We start from the raw sequence: 16,160 nt of genomic DNA on the forward strand, positions 1-16,160 counted from the left end.
AGCCCGTCATGAACCAGCAACTCGCGGGCTTCGCCCCGACCCCCGTCACGGCCCGGATGGAGAACCACGGCTCGGCCATGCTCAAGGTCGCCATGGCCTCCGGGCAGGACCTCTACGCGCGCACCGGCTCGATGGTGGCGTACGAGGGCTTCATCCAGTACGAGCCCAACCCGCCCGCCGCCCGGCAGGTCGCCTCCCAGTGGATCACCGGCGAAGGCGCGCCCGTCATGAAGTGCTCCGGCGACGGACTGCTCTACCTCGCCGACTACGGCGCCGACGTCGTCGTCATCAACCTGAACAACGAGGCCATCTCGGTCAACGGCACCAACCTCCTCGCCTTCGACGCGCACCTCACCTGGGGCGTCGAGAAGGTCAAGGGGATGGCCAAGTTCGCCGGACAGGGGCTGTGGAACGTCGTGGTCCAGGGCACCGGCTGGGTCGCCATCACCTCCCGGGGCACGCCGATCGTCGTCGACTGCGGCCGCGGCGACGACGAGACGTACGTCGACCCGGACGCCCTCGTCGCCTGGTCCACGAACCTCAAGGTGAAGGGCAAGCGCAGCTTCAAGGCCGGCGCGCTGATCGGCCGCGGCAGCGGCGAGGCGTACCAGATGGCCTTCTCCGGAGAGGGCATCGTCGTCGTCCAGCCGAGCGAGGACAGTACGGACCGCCTGCGGATCCGGCACTGAGGGGAGGGGAACACACCATGCAGAGTCCGCTTTTCAACCACACCGAGCAGCAGTCCCAGGACCGGTACACGATCCAGAACCCGCAGCTCCTGCGGGTGGCGCTGACCGGCCAGGACGACATCCTGGCCCGTAAGGGCGCCATGGTCGCCTACCAGGGACTGATGGACTTCGACGGCGAGTACCAGTCGCAGGGCCGGCGGCGCGCCCGCGCGCACACCGGTGAGGGCCTCGACCTGATGCGCGTGTCCGGCCAGGGCACGGTCTACTTCGCCAACCTCGCCCAGTACATCCATGTCGTGGACGTCGACCGCGAGGGGATGACCGTGGACAGCGCCTACGTCCTCGCGCTCGACTCCTCGCTGCACACCGAGGTCATCGCGGTGGACAGCCAGTACGGCATCTCCGGCAGCGGCAAGTACCAGCTCAACATCACCGGCACCGGCAAGGTCGCCCTCATGACCTCCGGCCAGCCGCTGATGATGCAGGTCACGCCCGAGAAGTACGTCAACGTGGACGCCGACGCCATCGTGGCCTGGTCCAGCGCCCTGCGGGTGCAGATGCAGGCCCAGACGCACTCCAGCGGGGTCTTCCGGCGCCGCGGCAACACCGGCGAGGGCTGGGAGCTGAGCTTCCTCGGCCAGGGCTTCGCGCTGGTGCAGCCGAGTGAGGTCATGCCCCCGCAGAACGCCCAGATCGGCCAGGGCGCCCGCGCCCAGTTCGGCATGGGCCAGCAGGGCTCCCACGGTCAGAACCAGAACAACGCCTGGAACTGACCTCCACCCGCAGAACAAAGCCGTAAGGGGCGGCCTCCATAGAGGCCGCCCCTTACGCACACGCTCTCGCTACAGGCGTGCGCGCGTCGCCTCCAGCAGCCGTACGACGGAGGCGTCGGCCACACCGGCCACCTCCTCGTAGCCGAACCAGCGCAGCTCCAGGGACTCCTCGCTGATCCGCTCCGCCGCTCCGGCCGGGGCCAGCGCCGCGTACTGCACGTCCAGGTGCCAGTTGCACGGCGACGGGATGGGGTGCCGGTCCAGCCGGACCGGGCCGCCCGGCAGCAGGGTGAGGCCGGTGATGCCGGACTCCTCCGTCGCCTCGCGGAGCGCGGCGGCCTCCAGGGTGGCGTCCTGCTCCTCGCAGTGCCCGCCCATCTGGAGCCACATCCGGAGCTTGCGGTGCAAGGTGAGCAGCACCTTCTCACGCTCCGGATCGATCACCAGCGCGCTGGCCGTCAGATGCCCGGCCCCGCACGCTTTCCACATGCCGTCGGCATGGAGCGCCAGATGGTCCAGATAGGCCTGGCGCAGCTCCGCCTGGTCACCGCCGGCCTCGCCCTCGGAAGCGTGACCCTTCAGTACGAGGGTGGCGTCGTCGTGCAGCGTCACCGGTCGCTGCCGTCCTTGCCGTCCTCCGTGCCGCCCTCACCCTTGTCCTCGTCGCTCTCCTTGGTCTCGGAAGGCTTCTGCGGGCCCTTCGCCGCCTCGCCGAGCATCTTGTCCAGCTCGGAGAAGTCCGCCTGCTCGTGGTGGACGAAGCCGTCCGGGTCGTCCAGGTCGTGCGCGGTCGGCAGCATGTCCGGGTGCTCCCACAGCGCGTCGCGGCCCTCCAGACCCCGGGCGTCGGTGAGCGAGGCCCACAGTCGCGAGGCGTCCCGCAGCCGGCGCGGGCGCAGCTGGAGACCGATGAGCGTGGCGAACGTCTGCTCGGCCGGACCACCGGAGGCACGGCGCCGGCGCATCGTCTCGCGCAGCGCGTCCGATGAGGTCAGCCGGGACTTCGCGGCCTCGTGGACCACCGCGTCCACCCAGCCCTCGACGAGCGCCAGAGCCGTCTCCAGACGGGCCAGGGAGGCCTTCTGCTCCGGCGTGTCCTCCGGCTGGAACATGCCCTGCTGGAGCGCGTCCTGCAGCTGCTCGGGGTTGGCGGGGTCGAACTGGCCGACCACGTCCTCCAGCTTGCTGGTGTCGACCTTGATGCCGCGTGCGTACGACTCGACCGCGCCGAACAGGTGCGAGCGCAGCCACGGCACATGCGCGAAGAGCCGCTGGTGAGCAGCCTCGCGCAGCGCCAGATACAGCCGCACCTCGTCCTGCGGGACGCTGAGGTCCTTGCCGAACTGCTCCACGTTCAGCGGGAGCAGCGCGGCCTTGCCCGCCGGGCCCAGCGGCAGCCCGATGTCCGTCGACCCGACCACCTCACCGGCCAGCGTGCCCACGGCCTGGCCGATCTGCTGGCCGAACATGGCGCCGCCCATCGACCGCATCATGCCGATCAGCGGGCCCGCCATGGCCTGCATCTCCTCGGGCAGCACATCGCCCATCGCCAGGCCCACCCGCTCGGCCACCGGGTCGACCAGCTGCTGCCAGGCCGGCAGCGAGGCCTCGACCCACTCCGCGCGGCTCCAGGCCACGGTGGAGACCGAACCGGAAGGCATCGACGTCACGCCGTCCAGCCAGAGATCGGCCAGCCGCAGCGCCTCGTCGACCGCCGTCCGCTCGGACGGGCCGACGCTGGCGTCCTTGGTGCCGTCGGCCGTGCCCTGCGAGACGGTCTGGCGCGCGATCTGCTTGGCCATGTCCCAGTTCACGGGACCGCCCTCGTAGCTCAGCATCTGGCCGAGCTGCTGGAAGGCCGCGCCGAGATCGTTCGGATTCATCGAGCCGAACATTGCGGCGAACGGGTTGTCACCGCCCGCTCCCGGCCCGATACCGAACGGGTTTCCCGGCCCGCCCGCGCCTTGCCCACCTTCGGTGGGGTCCTTCTTCTTGCCCTCGTCGCCGTTCTCCGGCTCCTCCGGCGGAAGGCCGAATCCGAATGGGGTGTCACTCACGGGTTTCCTCGGCTCGTAGGGCCGCCGGCTCGAACCGACGGCGACTGCCCGACATCACCATCCAGCGTAGACACCACGCCCGCTTCGGGCCTCAGTGCTCCGCCGACTCCCGGCCTGCGGCAGGATGGACGCCACCTGGTACGTACGCGTCATTCGGGTACGTACTGAAGACAACCGCTGGAGACGCCCGGTGAGTTCCCCAGATCCGCAGGTTCGCGCAGCGCGAAACCTGACCGACCCGCCGCCCGAGATCACACCCGAGAAGAAACGCCCCAGGACCCCCAGGAACCGGGGCCCCGTCGTCGCGGTCACCGGTGCCGCGACCGGCGTCGGCGAGCTGCTGACCGCCCACCTCGCCGCATCCGACGAGGTCAAGCAGGTCATCGCGATCGACGAACGCCGCGGAGAGGTCTCCGAGGCGACCTGGCACATCCTGGACGTCCGTGATCCGGCCATCGCCGAGAAGCTGCGAGGCGCGGACGTCGTCGTGCACCTGGCGCTCGACCTCGACCTGGAGACCGACCCCGCCGCCCGCACCGCGTACAACGTACGCGGCACGCAGACCGTGCTCACCGCCGCTGCCGCCGCCGGGGTCCACCGGGTCGTGCTGTGCACCTCCGCGATGGTCTACGGGGCGCTCGCCGACAACGACGTACCGCTCTCCGAGGACGCCGAGCTGCGCGCCACCGCCGAGGCCACCGGCGTCGGCGACCTCCTGGAGATCGAACGCCTCGGCCGCCGCGCGCCCCGCGCCCACCCGGGCCTCAATGTCACCGTCGTGCGCCCCACGGTCCTGGTCGGCGGCACCGACACCGCGCTGACCCGCTACTTCGAGTCACCGCGTCTCCTGGTTGTCGCCGGTTCCCGGCCCACCTGGCAGTTCTGCCATGTCGACGATCTGGTGACGGCCTTGGAGTACGCCGCGCTGGAGAAGATCGACGGAGAGTTCGCGGTCGGCTGCGACGGCTGGCTCGAACAGGAGGAGGTCGAGGAGCTCAGCGGCGTACGCCGGATGGAGCTGCCCTCCGCCGTCGCCCTGGGGGCGGCCGCGCGGCTGCACCGGATCGGACTCACTCCGTCCCCGGCCGGTGACCTGGCGTACACGATGCACCCCTGGGTCGTCAGTGTGAGCCGGCTGCACGACGTGGGATGGCGGCCGCAGTGGACCAACGAGGAGGTCCTCGGAGCGCTCCTGGAAGAGGTCGAGGGACGCCACACGCTCGCCGGACGCCGCCTCGGCCGCAAGGACGCCGCCGCCGCCACGGCCACGGCCGCCGGCGCCACGGTCGCCCTGCTCGGCACGGCCGCCCTGGTCCGCCGCGCCCGCAAGGCGCGCCGCCGCATCTGACCGCGTCCACAGGGCCGGGCAGGCGTCTGTAGGAGGCTCCAACGCGGCCGCGCGTCCGCCGGTCGAACAGGCAATTCCGTGTTGTCGGTGCCGTGAGGCACGATGGGGTCATGGCACGCACCCAGGACCACCCCGGCGAGCAGGCGGCTTCGGACCCCATCCGGCTGCTGGCGATCCGGGAGAGCGAACTCTCCGTCGACGAGGTCTTCCGTGCCGTCGGGGACGACGCCGCGGGCGGCATCGCGCTCTTCGTCGGCACCGTGCGCAATCACGACGGCGGACAGGACGTCGGCGCACTCGGCTACTCCTGCCATCCCTCCGCCGAGGACGAGCTGCGCCGAGTGGCGGAGAAGGTCGTCGCCGACTTCCCGGTCCGCGGCCTCGCCGCCGTCCACCGGGTGGGTGAACTGGAGGTGGGCGATCTGGCGGTGGTCGTCGCCGTCGCCTGCCCGCACCGAGCGGAGGCCTTCGCCGCCTGCCGCAAGCTCATCGACGACCTCAAGCACGAGGTTCCGATCTGGAAACACCAGCGTTTCTCCGACGGTACGGAGGAGTGGGTCGGCGCCTGCTGAGCGCAAACCGGACCGGGCCGCATCAGCCCCGATTTGCGTAACCGCACCCCTGCCGTGAGCGTTGGTCTTCCGGATCGTTAATCTGCAGATCGATCATTCGATCGCTCATGGGGTAGGGAGGTCGTGATGGCGGCACTCGCTTGGCTGTTGATTCCACTTTTCGCTGCTGTCGGTGGTGCGATATGGGCGAGCTGGGCTGCTCGCAACCGCACGACCGGCGATGTCACCGAACTCGCCGGGTACGCCAGGTTCCGTGACGCGATGGAGAAATCGCACTCCGGTTCCGGGGCACTCTGAGGCCGTCGAACGCCGCGTGACCACCTCTCCGCCGCGCTTTTGCCCCTGCCCGGACGGACCGGCCCCGAGGGTGGACGGACAGGCCCTTCCCGTACTGTCGTTCCATGCCACGCCGCACCGCGACGATGCTCGCCTCCGCCCTCGTCCTCATCGCGCTTCTCTGCGCGGGCATGGTGATCAAAGTGCCGTACTCGGAGATGTCCCCCGGGCCGACGGTGAACACCCTGGGCGATGCGCGCGGCGAGCCGGTCCTGCATATCGAGGGCTCCGACACGTACGAGACCACCGGGCACCTCAACATGACGACGGTCCGGGTCACCGGAGCTGACTACCGGATGAACCTGGGCCAGGCCGTCTACGGCTGGCTGGCCCACGACAGCGTCGTCGTACCGCACGACACGCTCTACCCGGACGGCAAGACCGAGGAGCAGTCCACCCAGGAGAACGCCGAGGAGTTCAGCCAGTCCCAGGAGAGCGCCAAGGTGGCCGCCCTCAAGGAGCTGGACATCCCGGTCGCCACCCAGGTCATCGTCTCCAGCGTGGTCAAGGACAGCCCTTCCGAGGGCAAACTGCACGCGGGTGACGTGATCAAGAGCGTCGACGGTACGGCGGTCAAGGAGCCGGACGACGTCGCCGGGCTGGTCACGAAGCACCAGCCCGGCGAGGACGTCACCTTCACCATCATTCCGGCCAGGGAGGCGGCCGCCGCCGAGAAGGCCGGCCGGGCCCCCGAAGGCGGCCGGAAGGTCACCATCACCACCCAGAAGGCGCCGCCGGCGGAAGAGGGCGGCAAGGAGCGGGCGGTCGTCGGCATCAGGGCCGGGACGGACCACCGGTTCCCGTTCGTGATCGACATCAAGCTCGCGGACGTCGGCGGCCCCAGCGCCGGTCTGATGTTCTCCCTGGGCATCATCGACAAGCTCACCCCGGGCAATCTGACCGGTGGCAAGTTCATCGCGGGCACCGGAACCATCGACGACGCGGGCAAGGTCGGCCCGATCGGCGGCATCAACATGAAGCTCGTCGGCGCCCGGGACGCGGGCGCCCGCTACTTCCTCACGCCCGACGACAACTGCGCCGCCGCCGCCTCGGACACCCCGGACGGGCTGACGCTGGTCCGGGTCAAGACCCTCGACGACGCCAAGAAGTCGCTGGAGAAGATCAGCGCCGGCAAGACCGACGCGCTGCCGAGCTGCTCGGCCGGCTGACAGCGCGTCGGGAGGCGGACAGCAGGCCGGTCAGGACTCGAACGTCGCCGCGAGGGCCTCGGCGAGCCCCGGCACCAGACCCGCGCCGGTCAGCACCTCGGTGGGGGAGTCCTTCTCGCGCAGCCGTACGGCGGAGTCGCGCGCCCCGTCCCGCAGCACGGCCACCGTCATCCGCACCTCCTGCCGGTCGGGGTGCTTGGCGACCCACCGGGTGAGCTGCTTGTCGCTGAGGCCTTCCGGTACGGAGGCCTCGGCGGACGGCGGCAGCATCAGCCGCTCGACGGTCATGGCGCAGCCCACCACGGAGTCGGGCCAGGCGATGGTGGCGAGGAAATCGTCCAGGGCGGTGCCGGCGGGCAGCTCCTCCTGCTCGATCGGGGTGAGGGAAGCGGTCGGGGAGGCGGTGTCGTCCAGGCCGAGCTGAGCGGCGAGACCCGGCTCCTGGGCCCGCAGCCGGGCGGTGTCGACCAGGGCGAACAGCCGGGCGGGCTGGTCCCAGCCGAGAGTGGAGGCATAGGCGTCGATTTCGAGGACGGCGACGGTGAGCGGGCTCGCGGCCATCGGAGGTCCTGCGGGAGAAACGTTGGGCATGGGCAATATCCTGCCTCCTTCGGCCCCGGTATCGGGAACTAGGTAAAGCTTCAGTAAGTTGCATAGGTGGGCTCTACGACCGCTGGGGCCGCTCCACACGACCGCGAACTTCGAGGTGCGCACGTTGGCTTTCCAGATGCCGGACCGCGGCGGAGGCCCCACCGGGCCACGGATCAGTGTCGGCCGCCCGTCCCGGCGGGCCCGCACCCTGCTCATGACGTTGGGGGTCCTGGCGGTTCTCGCCATGGCCTTCGTCATGTTCGCCGGGTTCTGGACGGACTGGCTCTGGTACCGGTCGGTGGCGTATTCCTCCGTCTTCACCACCACCCTGTGGACCAAGATCGGACTCTTCCTCGTCTTCGGACTGCTGATGGCTCTGGCCATCGGTCTGAACATCTGGCTCGCGCACCGGCTCCGGCCGCCGCTGAGCGCGATGTCGCTGGAGCAGCAGAGCCTGGACCGCTACCGGATGAGCGTCGCCCCCTTCAAGAAGTGGGTGCTGCTCGCCGTCACCGCGCTCGTCGGGCTGATCGCCGGAGCATCCGCCTCCGGCCAGTGGCGCACCTGGCTGATGTACGTCAACGGCGTACCGTTCGGCACGAAGGACCCGCAGTTCAAGTTGGACGTCTCCTTCTACGCCTTCGACCTGCCGTTCTACCGCTTCCTGCTGGGCTTCGGCTTCGCGGCCACCGTGCTCTCGCTGATCGCCGCCGCCCTGACCCACTACCTGTACGGCGGGCTGCGCATCACCAGCCCCGGAGCCCGTGCCACCGGCGCGGCCACCGGCCACCTCTCGGTGCTGCTCGGCATCTTCGTCGCGCTGAAGGCCGTGGCCTACTGGCTCGACCGGTACGGGCTCGCGGTGAAGTCCAGTGACTTCAAGGCCGCGGACAACTGGACGGGCCTGCGGTACGTCGACGCGAACGCCTATCTCCCGGCGAAGACCATCCTGTTCTGCATCGCGGCGATCTGCGCGGTGCTGTTCTTCGCGACCCTGTGGCGCCGCACCTGGCAGCTGCCCGTCATCGGCTTCGGCCTGATGGTGCTCTCCGCGATCCTGATCGGCGGTCTCTACCCGGCGATCGTGCAGAAGTTCCAGGTCCAGCCGAACGAGCAGGCCAAGGAAGCGCCGTTCATCCAGAAGAACATCGACGCGACCCGCGATGCGTACGACATCGACAAGGCGCAGATGGAGGACTACTCGGGCCAGGCCACCACGAGCGACGACACCAAGCTGCGAGCCGCCGCCAACACGGCCGCCAGCTACCGCGTGATGGACCCCAACGTCGTCTCCCCGGCCTTCCAGCAGCTCCAGCAGCGCAGGAACTACTACCAGTTCCCCAAGACGCTGGACGTCGACCGCTACAAGGGCGAGGACGGCAAGGAGCAGGACACCGTCATCGGTCTGCGTGAGCTGAACATCCAGGGCCTGCCCAAGCGGAACTGGATCAACGACCACTTCACGTACACCCACGGCTACGGCGCCATCGCGGCCCGCGGCACCACCACCGGCACCAACCCGACGGGGTCCCCGGACTTCACCGAGTCGGGTCTGCCGTCCACCGGTGAGTTCGGGAAGTACGAGCAGCGGATCTACTACGGCGAGAAGACCGAGCAGTACTCCATCGTCGGCGGGCCCCAGAAGGAGCTCGACTACGAGGAGGACGGCGAGAAGACCACCAGCTACCAGGGTGACAGCGGGGTCAGCCTCTCCAACACGTTCAACCGCGCCGCGTACGCGGTCTCGTTCAGCGAGCCGCAGATCCTGTATTCGGGAGCCATCGGTGACGGCTCGCGGATCCTGTACAACCGCACGCCCAAGGAGCGCGTCGAGGCGGTCGCCCCGTGGCTGACCATCGACGGCGACGCCTATCCCGCGGTCATCGACGGCCGGATCCAGTGGATCGTCGACGCGTACACCACGACCAACGGCTATCCGTACGCCTCCCGTACGACGCTCGGTGACACCACGGCCGACTCGCTCACCACCAACCAGCGCGCGGTCGTCGCCCAGCAGAACCAGGTCAACTACATCCGCAACTCGGTGAAGGCCACCGTCGACGCGTACGACGGCAAGGTCAAGCTCTACGAGTGGGACACCGAGGACCCGGTCCTCAAGACCTGGCGCAAGGCGTTCCCGGGCACGGTGGAGGACCGCTCGAAGATCCCGCAGACGCTCATGGACCACCTGCGGTACCCGCAGGACCTCTTCAAGGTCCAGCGTGAGCTGCTCACCCGCTACCACGTCGAGGACCCCGCGCAGTTCTACAGCGGCTCCGACGCGTGGCAGGTGCCGGCCGACCCGACCACCAATGAGTCGGGCTCCGTCCCGCCGTACTACCTGTCCATGAAGATGCCGGGCCAGGACCAGCAGGCGTTCTCGCTGACCACCACCTTCACGCCCAGGGGGCGGCCGAACCTCGGTGCCTTCATGGCGGTGAACGCGGACGCGGCCAGCAAGGACTACGGCACGATGAGACTGCTCCGGGTCACCTCCACGGTGAAGGGCCCGGGTCAGGTACAGAGTGAGCTCAACGGTAACGACGACGTCGCCGAGTTCGTGAGGAACCTCAAGGGCACGGACTCCGACATCGACTACGGCAACCTGCTGACGGTTCCGCTCGAAGGCGGCTTCCTCTACATCGAGCCCGTCTACACGCGCGGCGGCAACCAGAACTATCCGCTGCTGCGCAAGGTGGCCGCCTCGTTCGGCTCGAAGATCGTCTTCGAGAACAACCTGGGAGACGCGCTCAACGCGGTCTTCGGGGTCGACGGCGACGTGGACACCACACCGCCCGATCCCAATGATCCGCCGGGGGACACCACCAAGCCGCCGGCCACCGGCAGCGACGCGCTCAAGGAGGCCATCGCGGACGCTCAGAAGGCGTACGAGGACGGTGAGGCGGCGCTGAAGGAGCAGGACTGGCCCGCCTACGGCAAGGCCCAGGACGCGCTCCAGGAAGCTCTGGAGCGGGCGGCCACGGCTCAGCCCACGAGTGGGGCCGAGGGCGGCGAGGCCGCTGTGCCGGAGAAGGGTGACGGAGCCGATCCGGCGAAGAAGCCCGACGAAAAGCCTGATGAGGGCGGCGGGACCGAGCAGGGCGGCGACCAGGGCACCTGAGTAAGCTCCACCCCGCGTCGTGGTACGGTTTGAACACAACGACGCGGGGTGGAGCAGCTCGGTAGCTCGCTGGGCTCATAACCCAGAGGTCGCAGGTTCAAATCCTGTCCCCGCTACTGAAGACGAAGGCCCGGATCCTATGGGATCCGGGCCTTCGTCATGTCGTCGTGTCTTTCTTGTTCCGTGGGCGTGAAGTGCGGTTCGCTGGGCACCAGTTGGGTTCCGACGTGTTTGACTTGTCTCTCTGTGGGTATGTCGACAAAACGCTGAAGTGACCTCACTGGCCGCGATATACCAGGTGTACGCGGGTTACAGGTGGTGCGACGATGGTATTTATGGGGGACAGGGCAACTCTGTTGGAGACAGGGCGGTTTGTGCAGCGGCGCGACCAGAAGGCGGACAAGGTGGCAGATGCGGCCTTCGCTGCCGTCATCGCCGGAGCCGCCGGCGCGAGCACACCCGGACCGCGGGACGCCACCACCGCCGGTGAAGCGGGACCCGCCGTCGAGGCGCCGGCCCGGGGCAGGGGGCGTACCACGAGCGAGACCGCCGCGACGGTGGGCCGCACGCACGCCGGCTCCGACGCCGTGCGTGCGGCCGCGGCCCACGCCACCGGCGCCACGGGCGTCACGGATGTGACCACGCCGGACGCGGGCGTCACGCACGCCGCCACGGACAGGACCGACGCCGACGCGGGCATCACCGACGCCGTCGACGCGGCGGACAGTGCCGAGGCGGAGGCGCGCCACCGCCGGGCCGCCGAGGCCGGGGACACCGCGTCCATGAGCGTGCTCGGCGCGCTGCTGCTGCGCCGCGGCGAGCTGGACGGCGCCGAGACCTACCTCCGCGCCGCCACCGCCGACGGCGACCGGGCCGCAGCCAACAACCTGGGCGTCCTGCTGCACCAGCGCGGCTACCCGGACGAGGCCGCGGGCTGGTGGCGCATCGCCGCCGTGGCCGGTTCGGCCGCCGCCGCGCACGCGCTGGGCCGCCACTTCCGCGAGCGCGGCGACGAGCCCGGCGCCGAGTACTGGCTGCGGCAGTCCGCCGAGCAGGGCCACGCGCTGGGCGCCTACGCGCTCGCCGACCTGCTGGAGCACCGTGGCGACATCGGCGCCGAGCGGTGGTTGCGCGCCGCCGCCGAGCAGGGCCACCGGGAGGCCGCCTACCGGCTGGCCCGCACGCTGGAGCGGAACGCGGTCGAGGACCCGCACGACGCCTTCGGCCTGGGCCGGGGCGCCGGCCGGAGCGGTCTGGGCCTCGCCGCCGACCCCGCCGTCCCCGCCGCGCTGGCCAAGAGCGAGCGGGGCACCAAGGAGAACAAGGACGGAGCCGGTGGCGACAGCCCCGTGGCCGGTCCCGCCGCCGGACGCATCGGCGAGGCCGAGCAGTGGTACCGCCGCGCCGCCGCCCGAGGCCACCGCCGTGCGGCACTCCACCTCGGCGCGATCCTGGAACAGCGCGGCGAGCTCAAGGAGGCGGGCCGCTGGTACCTCACCGCCGCCAAGGACGGCGAGGCCCGCGCCGCCTGCGCGCTGGGCTTCCTGCTGCGCGACGCGGGCGACGAGGAGAGCGCCGCCGTCTGGTGGCTGCGCGCCGCCCAGGACGGCGACGGCAACGCCGCCAACGCGCTCGGCGCCCTGCACGCGGCGCGCGGCGAGCAGCAGACCGCCGAGCGCTGGTACCGGGCCGCCATGGACGCCGGTGACGTCAACGGCGCGTACAACCTCGGGCTGCTCTGTGCCGCCCAGGACCGTACGCCGCAGGCCGAGCAGTGGTACCGCCGTGCCGCCTACGCCGGACACCGCGAGGCCGCCAACGCGCTCGCCGTGCTCCTGCTCCAGGCCGGCGACCACACCGGCGCCGAGCCCTGGTTCTCCAAGGCGGCCGAGGCGGGCAGTGTGGACGCCGCCTTCAACCTCGGCATCCTGCACGCCGGACGCGACGAGGACCGTACGGCTCTGGGCTGGTACCAGCGGGCGGCGGCGGCCGGGCACACCGACGCCGCGCTCCAGGTCGCCATGGCCCTGCTGCGCGACGGCGAGGACCACGAGGCCGAGCGCCATCTGCGCTGCGCGGCGGGCGGCGGCAGCGCCGAGGCGGCGTTCCGGCTGGCCGGAGTGCTGGACGCGCGCCAGCCGCCGCCGGGTCCGCCCGCGCTCGGTGAGCCGATGCCGGAGAAGACCGAGTGCGAGGAGTGGTACGAGCGCGCCGCCCAGCAGGGCCACCGCCGCGCCCAGGTCCGGGTCGGCATGCTCGCCGCCGCCCGCGGGGACGTGGAGAGCGCCGCACACTGGTACCGGGAGGCCGCGGAGGCGGGCAGCCGCAACGGCGCCTTCAACCTGGGGCTGCTGCTGGCCCGCGAGGGCAGCGAGCGCGAGGCGGCCCTGTGGTGGAGCCGCGCCGCCAACGCCGGTCACGGGCGGGCCGCGCTGCGGCTGGCTTTGCTCGCCGCGCGCCGGGGTGAGCTGACCGAGGGCCAGCGCTGGTGCGCGCGGGCCGTGGAGCTGGGCCCGGCCGAGGTGGCCGAGCGGGCGGCCCGGCTGCGCGACGCGCTGCACCAGGAGCTGACCGCGTAGGCCCTCGGGGCAGTCCGGGATCGGTGTGAAGGAATTTGCGCCGTCCAACCCGTTGACGTAATGTTGCATTCACCGACGCGGGGTGGAGCAGCTCGGTAGCTCGCTGGGCTCATAACCCAGAGGTCGCAGGTTCAAATCCTGTCCCCGCTACTGAAGAACGAAGGCCCGGATCCCTTCAGGGGATCCGGGCCTTCGTCATGTCCGGAAGCGGACAGCGGACCGGGCCCGCCTCAAGGAGACGGGCCCGACGCCAGGCTCACGCAGACGCGGCGCAGCTCGGACAGAGACCGCGGTACGTCACCTCGACGCCGGAGACCGTGAAGCCGTAGCGCTCATCCGTCGGCAGGTCCGCGAGCGGGTTGCCCGCCGGATGCACATCGCGGATGGCACCGCACTGGCCGCAGATCAGGTGGTGGTGCGGGCGATGCGCGTTCGGGTCGTACCGCTTGGCCCGGCGGTCGGTGGAGACCTCCAGCACCTCGCCGAGGGACACCATCTCGCCGAGGGTGTTGTAGACGGTGGCGCGCGAGATCTCGGGCAGCCGGTCGACGGCCCTCGCGTGGACCTCGTCAGCCGTCAGGTGCACGTGGTCCCCGTCGAGGACCTCGGCCACGACACGCCGCTGCGCCGTCATGCGCCAGCCGCGTCCACGGAGTCGTTCCAGGAGGTCACTCATGCAGCCCAGCCTAACAGTGGAGGGATCGAATCCCGATCGGGTGTGACTTTGGATCTTCAATTGACTTAGACAATGTCTATTGTAGGATCGAGAACAGCATTGGCCAAGGGGTAGGGCTGTACGGAAAACAGATGGCTGTACAGGACATGACGCAGGAGGCGCACGTGACGCAGGGACCGCTCACCACGGAGGCCGGCGCGCCGGTGGCCGACAACCAGAACAGCGAGACCGCGGGCGTCGGCGGTCCGGTTCTGGTCCAGGACCAGGCGTTGCTGGAGAAGCTCGCCCACTTCAACCGGGAGCGCATCCCGGAGCGCGTCGTGCACGCCCGCGGCGCCGGCGCGTACGGCACCTTCACCGTCACCCGTGACGTGTCGCAGTGGACCCGGGCGAAGTTCCTCTCCGAGGTCGGCAAGGAGACCGAGACGTTCCTGCGCTTCTCCACGGTCGCCGGCAACCTCGGCTCCGCCGACGCCGTGCGCGACCCGCGCGGTTTCGCGCTGAAGTTCTACACCGAGGAGGGCAACTACGACCTCGTCGGCAACAACACGCCGGTGTTCTTCATCAAGGACGCCATCAAGTTCCCCGACTTCATCCACACCCAGAAGCGCGACCCGTACACCGGCTCGCAGGAGGCGGACAACGTCTGGGACTTCTGGGGTCTGTCGCCCGAGTCGACGCACCAGGTGACCTGGCTCTTCGGCGACCGGGGCATCCCGGCCACGCTGCGCCACATGAACGGGTACGGCTCGCACACCTTCCAGTGGAACAACGAGGCCGGCGAGGTCTTCTGGGTCAAGTACCACTTCAAGACCGACCAGGGCGTCAAGAACCTCACCACCGAGGAGGCCGTCCGCCTCTCCGGTGTCGACCCGGACTCGCACCAGCGCGACCTGCGCGAGTCGATCGAGAGCGGTGACTTCCCGTCCTGGACGGTGCAGGTCCAGATCATGCCGGCGGCGGACGCGGCGACGTACCGCTTCAACCCGTTCGACCTCACCAAGGTGTGGCCGCACGCGGACCACCCGCCGATCGAGATCGGCAAGCTGGAGCTCAACCGCAACCCGGAGAACATCTTCGCCGAGGTCGAGCAGTCGATCTTCAGCCCCGCGCACTTCGTGCCGGGCATCGGCCCGTCCCCGGACAAGATGCTCCAGGGCCGGCTCTTCGCGTACGGCGACGCGCACCGCTACCGGGTCGGCATCAACGCCGACCACCTGCCGGTGAACCGCCCGCACGCCACCGAGGCGCGTACCAACAGCAGGGACGGCCACCTCTACGACGGCCGGCACCAGGGCGCCAAGAACTACGAGCCGAACAGCTTCGGCGGCCCCGTCCAGACGGACCGCCCGCTCTGGCAGCCCGTGCCGGTCAGCGGCACCACCGGCAGCACCGAGGCTCCCCGTCACGCCGATGACGACGACTTCGTGCAGGCCGGAGACCTCTACCGGTTGATGTCGGAGGACGAGAAGGGCCGGTTGATCGACAACCTCGCCGGGTTCATCTCCCAGGTCTCGCGCGACGACATCGCCGAGCGCGCGATCGACAACTTCCGCCAGGCGGACGGAGACTTCGGCAAGCGGCTGGAAGCCGCGGTCCAGGCCCTTCGCGGCTGATCGGACGCTTGCCGTCGACGGTGGGCCGGCTCCCTCACGGGGATCCGGCCCACCGGGCGTTCGCAGAGGATTACGCCGACCCGGCGGCCGCCACCGTACCTCGACGGCTCGGCGCCCAGCAGCGGATGATGTCACGCACCGACACGATGCCGACCGGGCCGGTGTCGTCCAGCACGATCAGATGCCGGAACCCGCCGTGCGTCATGGCTTCCGCGGCCTCCTCCAGGGTCCAGGCCGGGGCGGCGAACACCACCTCGGTGGTGGTGTGGGCGGACGCGGTCTCCTGATCGGGGTTCTGGCCCGATCCGATCGCGTTGAGGATGTCGCGCTCGGTGATGATCCCGAGCCCGCAGGTGTCCGGGTCGTGGACGACGGCCGCTCCGATGCGGCGGGCCGACATCAGCCTGGCGGCCTGGCGGAGCGTGTGGGTGGGGCCGATGGTGAGGACCACCGTGCTCATGGCGTCACGGACGAGCATGAAACGAGCCACCTCCTCGGTGCGCCGACTCTGTGAGTCGATTCACAAGTTCACAAGTGGGGGGACTCTCAGAGTTGCATCCTTGGGGCGGGCCGACAAGGGGTGGACCGGGCGCACACCGGGGGAGTGCGCGATCACGCGCCGCACTCCCCAGC

The 16,160-nt window shown here is 70.1% G+C and carries 13 protein-coding genes and 2 tRNA genes; 10 read left to right on the plus strand and 5 right to left on the minus strand.

From position 1 onward, the window contains the following. The first annotated feature begins 8 nt into the window (after positions 1 to 8). Both ABZ267_RS02495 and ABZ267_RS02500 read left to right on the plus strand, forming a co-directional pair. Positions 9 to 689: an AIM24 family protein gene (locus tag ABZ267_RS02495; RefSeq protein ID WP_356746809.1), complete on the plus strand. Its 681-nt coding sequence runs from the start codon at positions 9 to 11 to the stop codon at positions 687 to 689. Between the two features lie 17 nt (positions 690 to 706). After that, on the plus strand, positions 707 to 1,462 hold the full coding sequence (locus tag ABZ267_RS02500) for an AIM24 family protein (protein WP_356746808.1): 756 nt from the start codon (positions 707 to 709) through the stop codon (positions 1,460 to 1,462). A gap of 69 nt (positions 1,463 to 1,531) precedes the next feature. Here ABZ267_RS02500 and ABZ267_RS02505 read toward each other — a convergent pair whose 3' ends face one another. Together ABZ267_RS02505 and ABZ267_RS02510 are read right to left on the minus strand one after the other, a co-directional pair. Then, positions 1,532 to 2,074: an NUDIX hydrolase gene (locus ABZ267_RS02505; RefSeq protein ID WP_356746807.1), complete on the minus strand. Its 543-nt coding sequence runs from the start codon at positions 2,072 to 2,074 to the stop codon at positions 1,532 to 1,534. Then, positions 2,071 to 3,519, minus strand: coding sequence for a zinc-dependent metalloprotease (locus ABZ267_RS02510; protein WP_356746806.1), 1,449 nt, complete (start codon positions 3,517 to 3,519; stop codon positions 2,071 to 2,073). Before ABZ267_RS02510 ends, ABZ267_RS02505 begins: the two co-directional genes overlap by 4 nt. Before the next feature lie 190 nt (positions 3,520 to 3,709). Between ABZ267_RS02510 and ABZ267_RS02515 the strand changes: the two genes are divergently transcribed. The 3 genes from ABZ267_RS02515 (at position 3,710) to ABZ267_RS02525 (ending at position 6,944) form a co-directional block, all read left to right on the plus strand. Beyond that, entirely contained in the window at positions 3,710 to 4,867 is a 1,158-nt protein-coding gene (locus tag ABZ267_RS02515) for an SDR family oxidoreductase (protein ID WP_356746805.1), read from the plus strand. A gap of 110 nt (positions 4,868 to 4,977) precedes the next feature. Beyond that, positions 4,978 to 5,439 (plus strand): molybdenum cofactor biosynthesis protein MoaE, encoded by a 462-nt coding sequence (locus ABZ267_RS02520; RefSeq protein WP_356746804.1) that lies wholly within the window; start codon positions 4,978 to 4,980, stop codon positions 5,437 to 5,439. Positions 5,440 to 5,840: 401 nt separating this feature from the next. After that, positions 5,841 to 6,944 carry a PDZ domain-containing protein gene (locus tag ABZ267_RS02525; RefSeq protein ID WP_356746803.1) on the plus strand — a complete coding sequence of 368 codons (1,104 nt, stop codon included), beginning with the start codon at positions 5,841 to 5,843 and terminating at the stop codon, positions 6,942 to 6,944. A 30-nt stretch (positions 6,945 to 6,974) separates the two neighbouring features. Here the strand turns inward: ABZ267_RS02525 and ABZ267_RS02530 are convergent, their stop codons facing one another. Continuing rightward, a complete protein-coding gene (locus tag ABZ267_RS02530; RefSeq protein WP_356746802.1) occupies positions 6,975 to 7,535 on the minus strand; it encodes a PPA1309 family protein in 561 nt (186 codons plus the stop codon). A gap of 136 nt (positions 7,536 to 7,671) precedes the next feature. Between ABZ267_RS02530 and ABZ267_RS02535 the strand changes: the two genes are divergently transcribed. From ABZ267_RS02535 to ABZ267_RS02550, 4 genes are all read left to right on the plus strand, one after another. Further along, positions 7,672 to 10,656: a UPF0182 family protein gene (locus tag ABZ267_RS02535; protein WP_356747241.1), complete on the plus strand. Its 2,985-nt coding sequence runs from the start codon at positions 7,672 to 7,674 to the stop codon at positions 10,654 to 10,656. Between the two features lie 42 nt (positions 10,657 to 10,698). Further along, positions 10,699 to 10,772: transfer RNA gene (locus ABZ267_RS02540), tRNA-Met, on the plus strand. A gap of 210 nt (positions 10,773 to 10,982) precedes the next feature. Then, positions 10,983 to 13,235 carry a tetratricopeptide repeat protein gene (locus tag ABZ267_RS02545; RefSeq protein ID WP_356746801.1) on the plus strand — a complete coding sequence of 751 codons (2,253 nt, stop codon included), beginning with the start codon at positions 10,983 to 10,985 and terminating at the stop codon, positions 13,233 to 13,235. 76 nt (positions 13,236 to 13,311) lie between these two features. Then, positions 13,312 to 13,385: transfer RNA gene (locus ABZ267_RS02550), tRNA-Met, on the plus strand. A 106-nt stretch (positions 13,386 to 13,491) separates the two neighbouring features. Here ABZ267_RS02550 and ABZ267_RS02555 read toward each other — a convergent pair. After that, positions 13,492 to 13,911 carry a Fur family transcriptional regulator gene (locus ABZ267_RS02555; RefSeq protein WP_356746800.1) on the minus strand — a complete coding sequence of 140 codons (420 nt, stop codon included), beginning with the start codon at positions 13,909 to 13,911 and terminating at the stop codon, positions 13,492 to 13,494. Positions 13,912 to 14,057: 146 nt separating this feature from the next. On the opposite strand from ABZ267_RS02555, the gene ABZ267_RS02560 reads away from it, so the two are divergent. Next, on the plus strand, positions 14,058 to 15,527 hold the full coding sequence (locus ABZ267_RS02560) for a catalase (RefSeq protein WP_356747239.1): 1,470 nt from the start codon (positions 14,058 to 14,060) through the stop codon (positions 15,525 to 15,527). Positions 15,528 to 15,597: 70 nt separating this feature from the next. Here ABZ267_RS02560 and ABZ267_RS02565 read toward each other — a convergent pair whose 3' ends face one another. Further along, positions 15,598 to 16,005: a CBS domain-containing protein gene (locus ABZ267_RS02565; protein ID WP_356746799.1), complete on the minus strand. Its 408-nt coding sequence runs from the start codon at positions 16,003 to 16,005 to the stop codon at positions 15,598 to 15,600. Positions 16,006 to 16,160 lie beyond the last annotated feature (155 nt).

This window comes from Streptomyces sp. NPDC006174, from assembly GCF_040614075.1.
Taxonomy (GTDB): domain Bacteria; phylum Actinomycetota; class Actinomycetes; order Streptomycetales; family Streptomycetaceae; genus Streptomyces.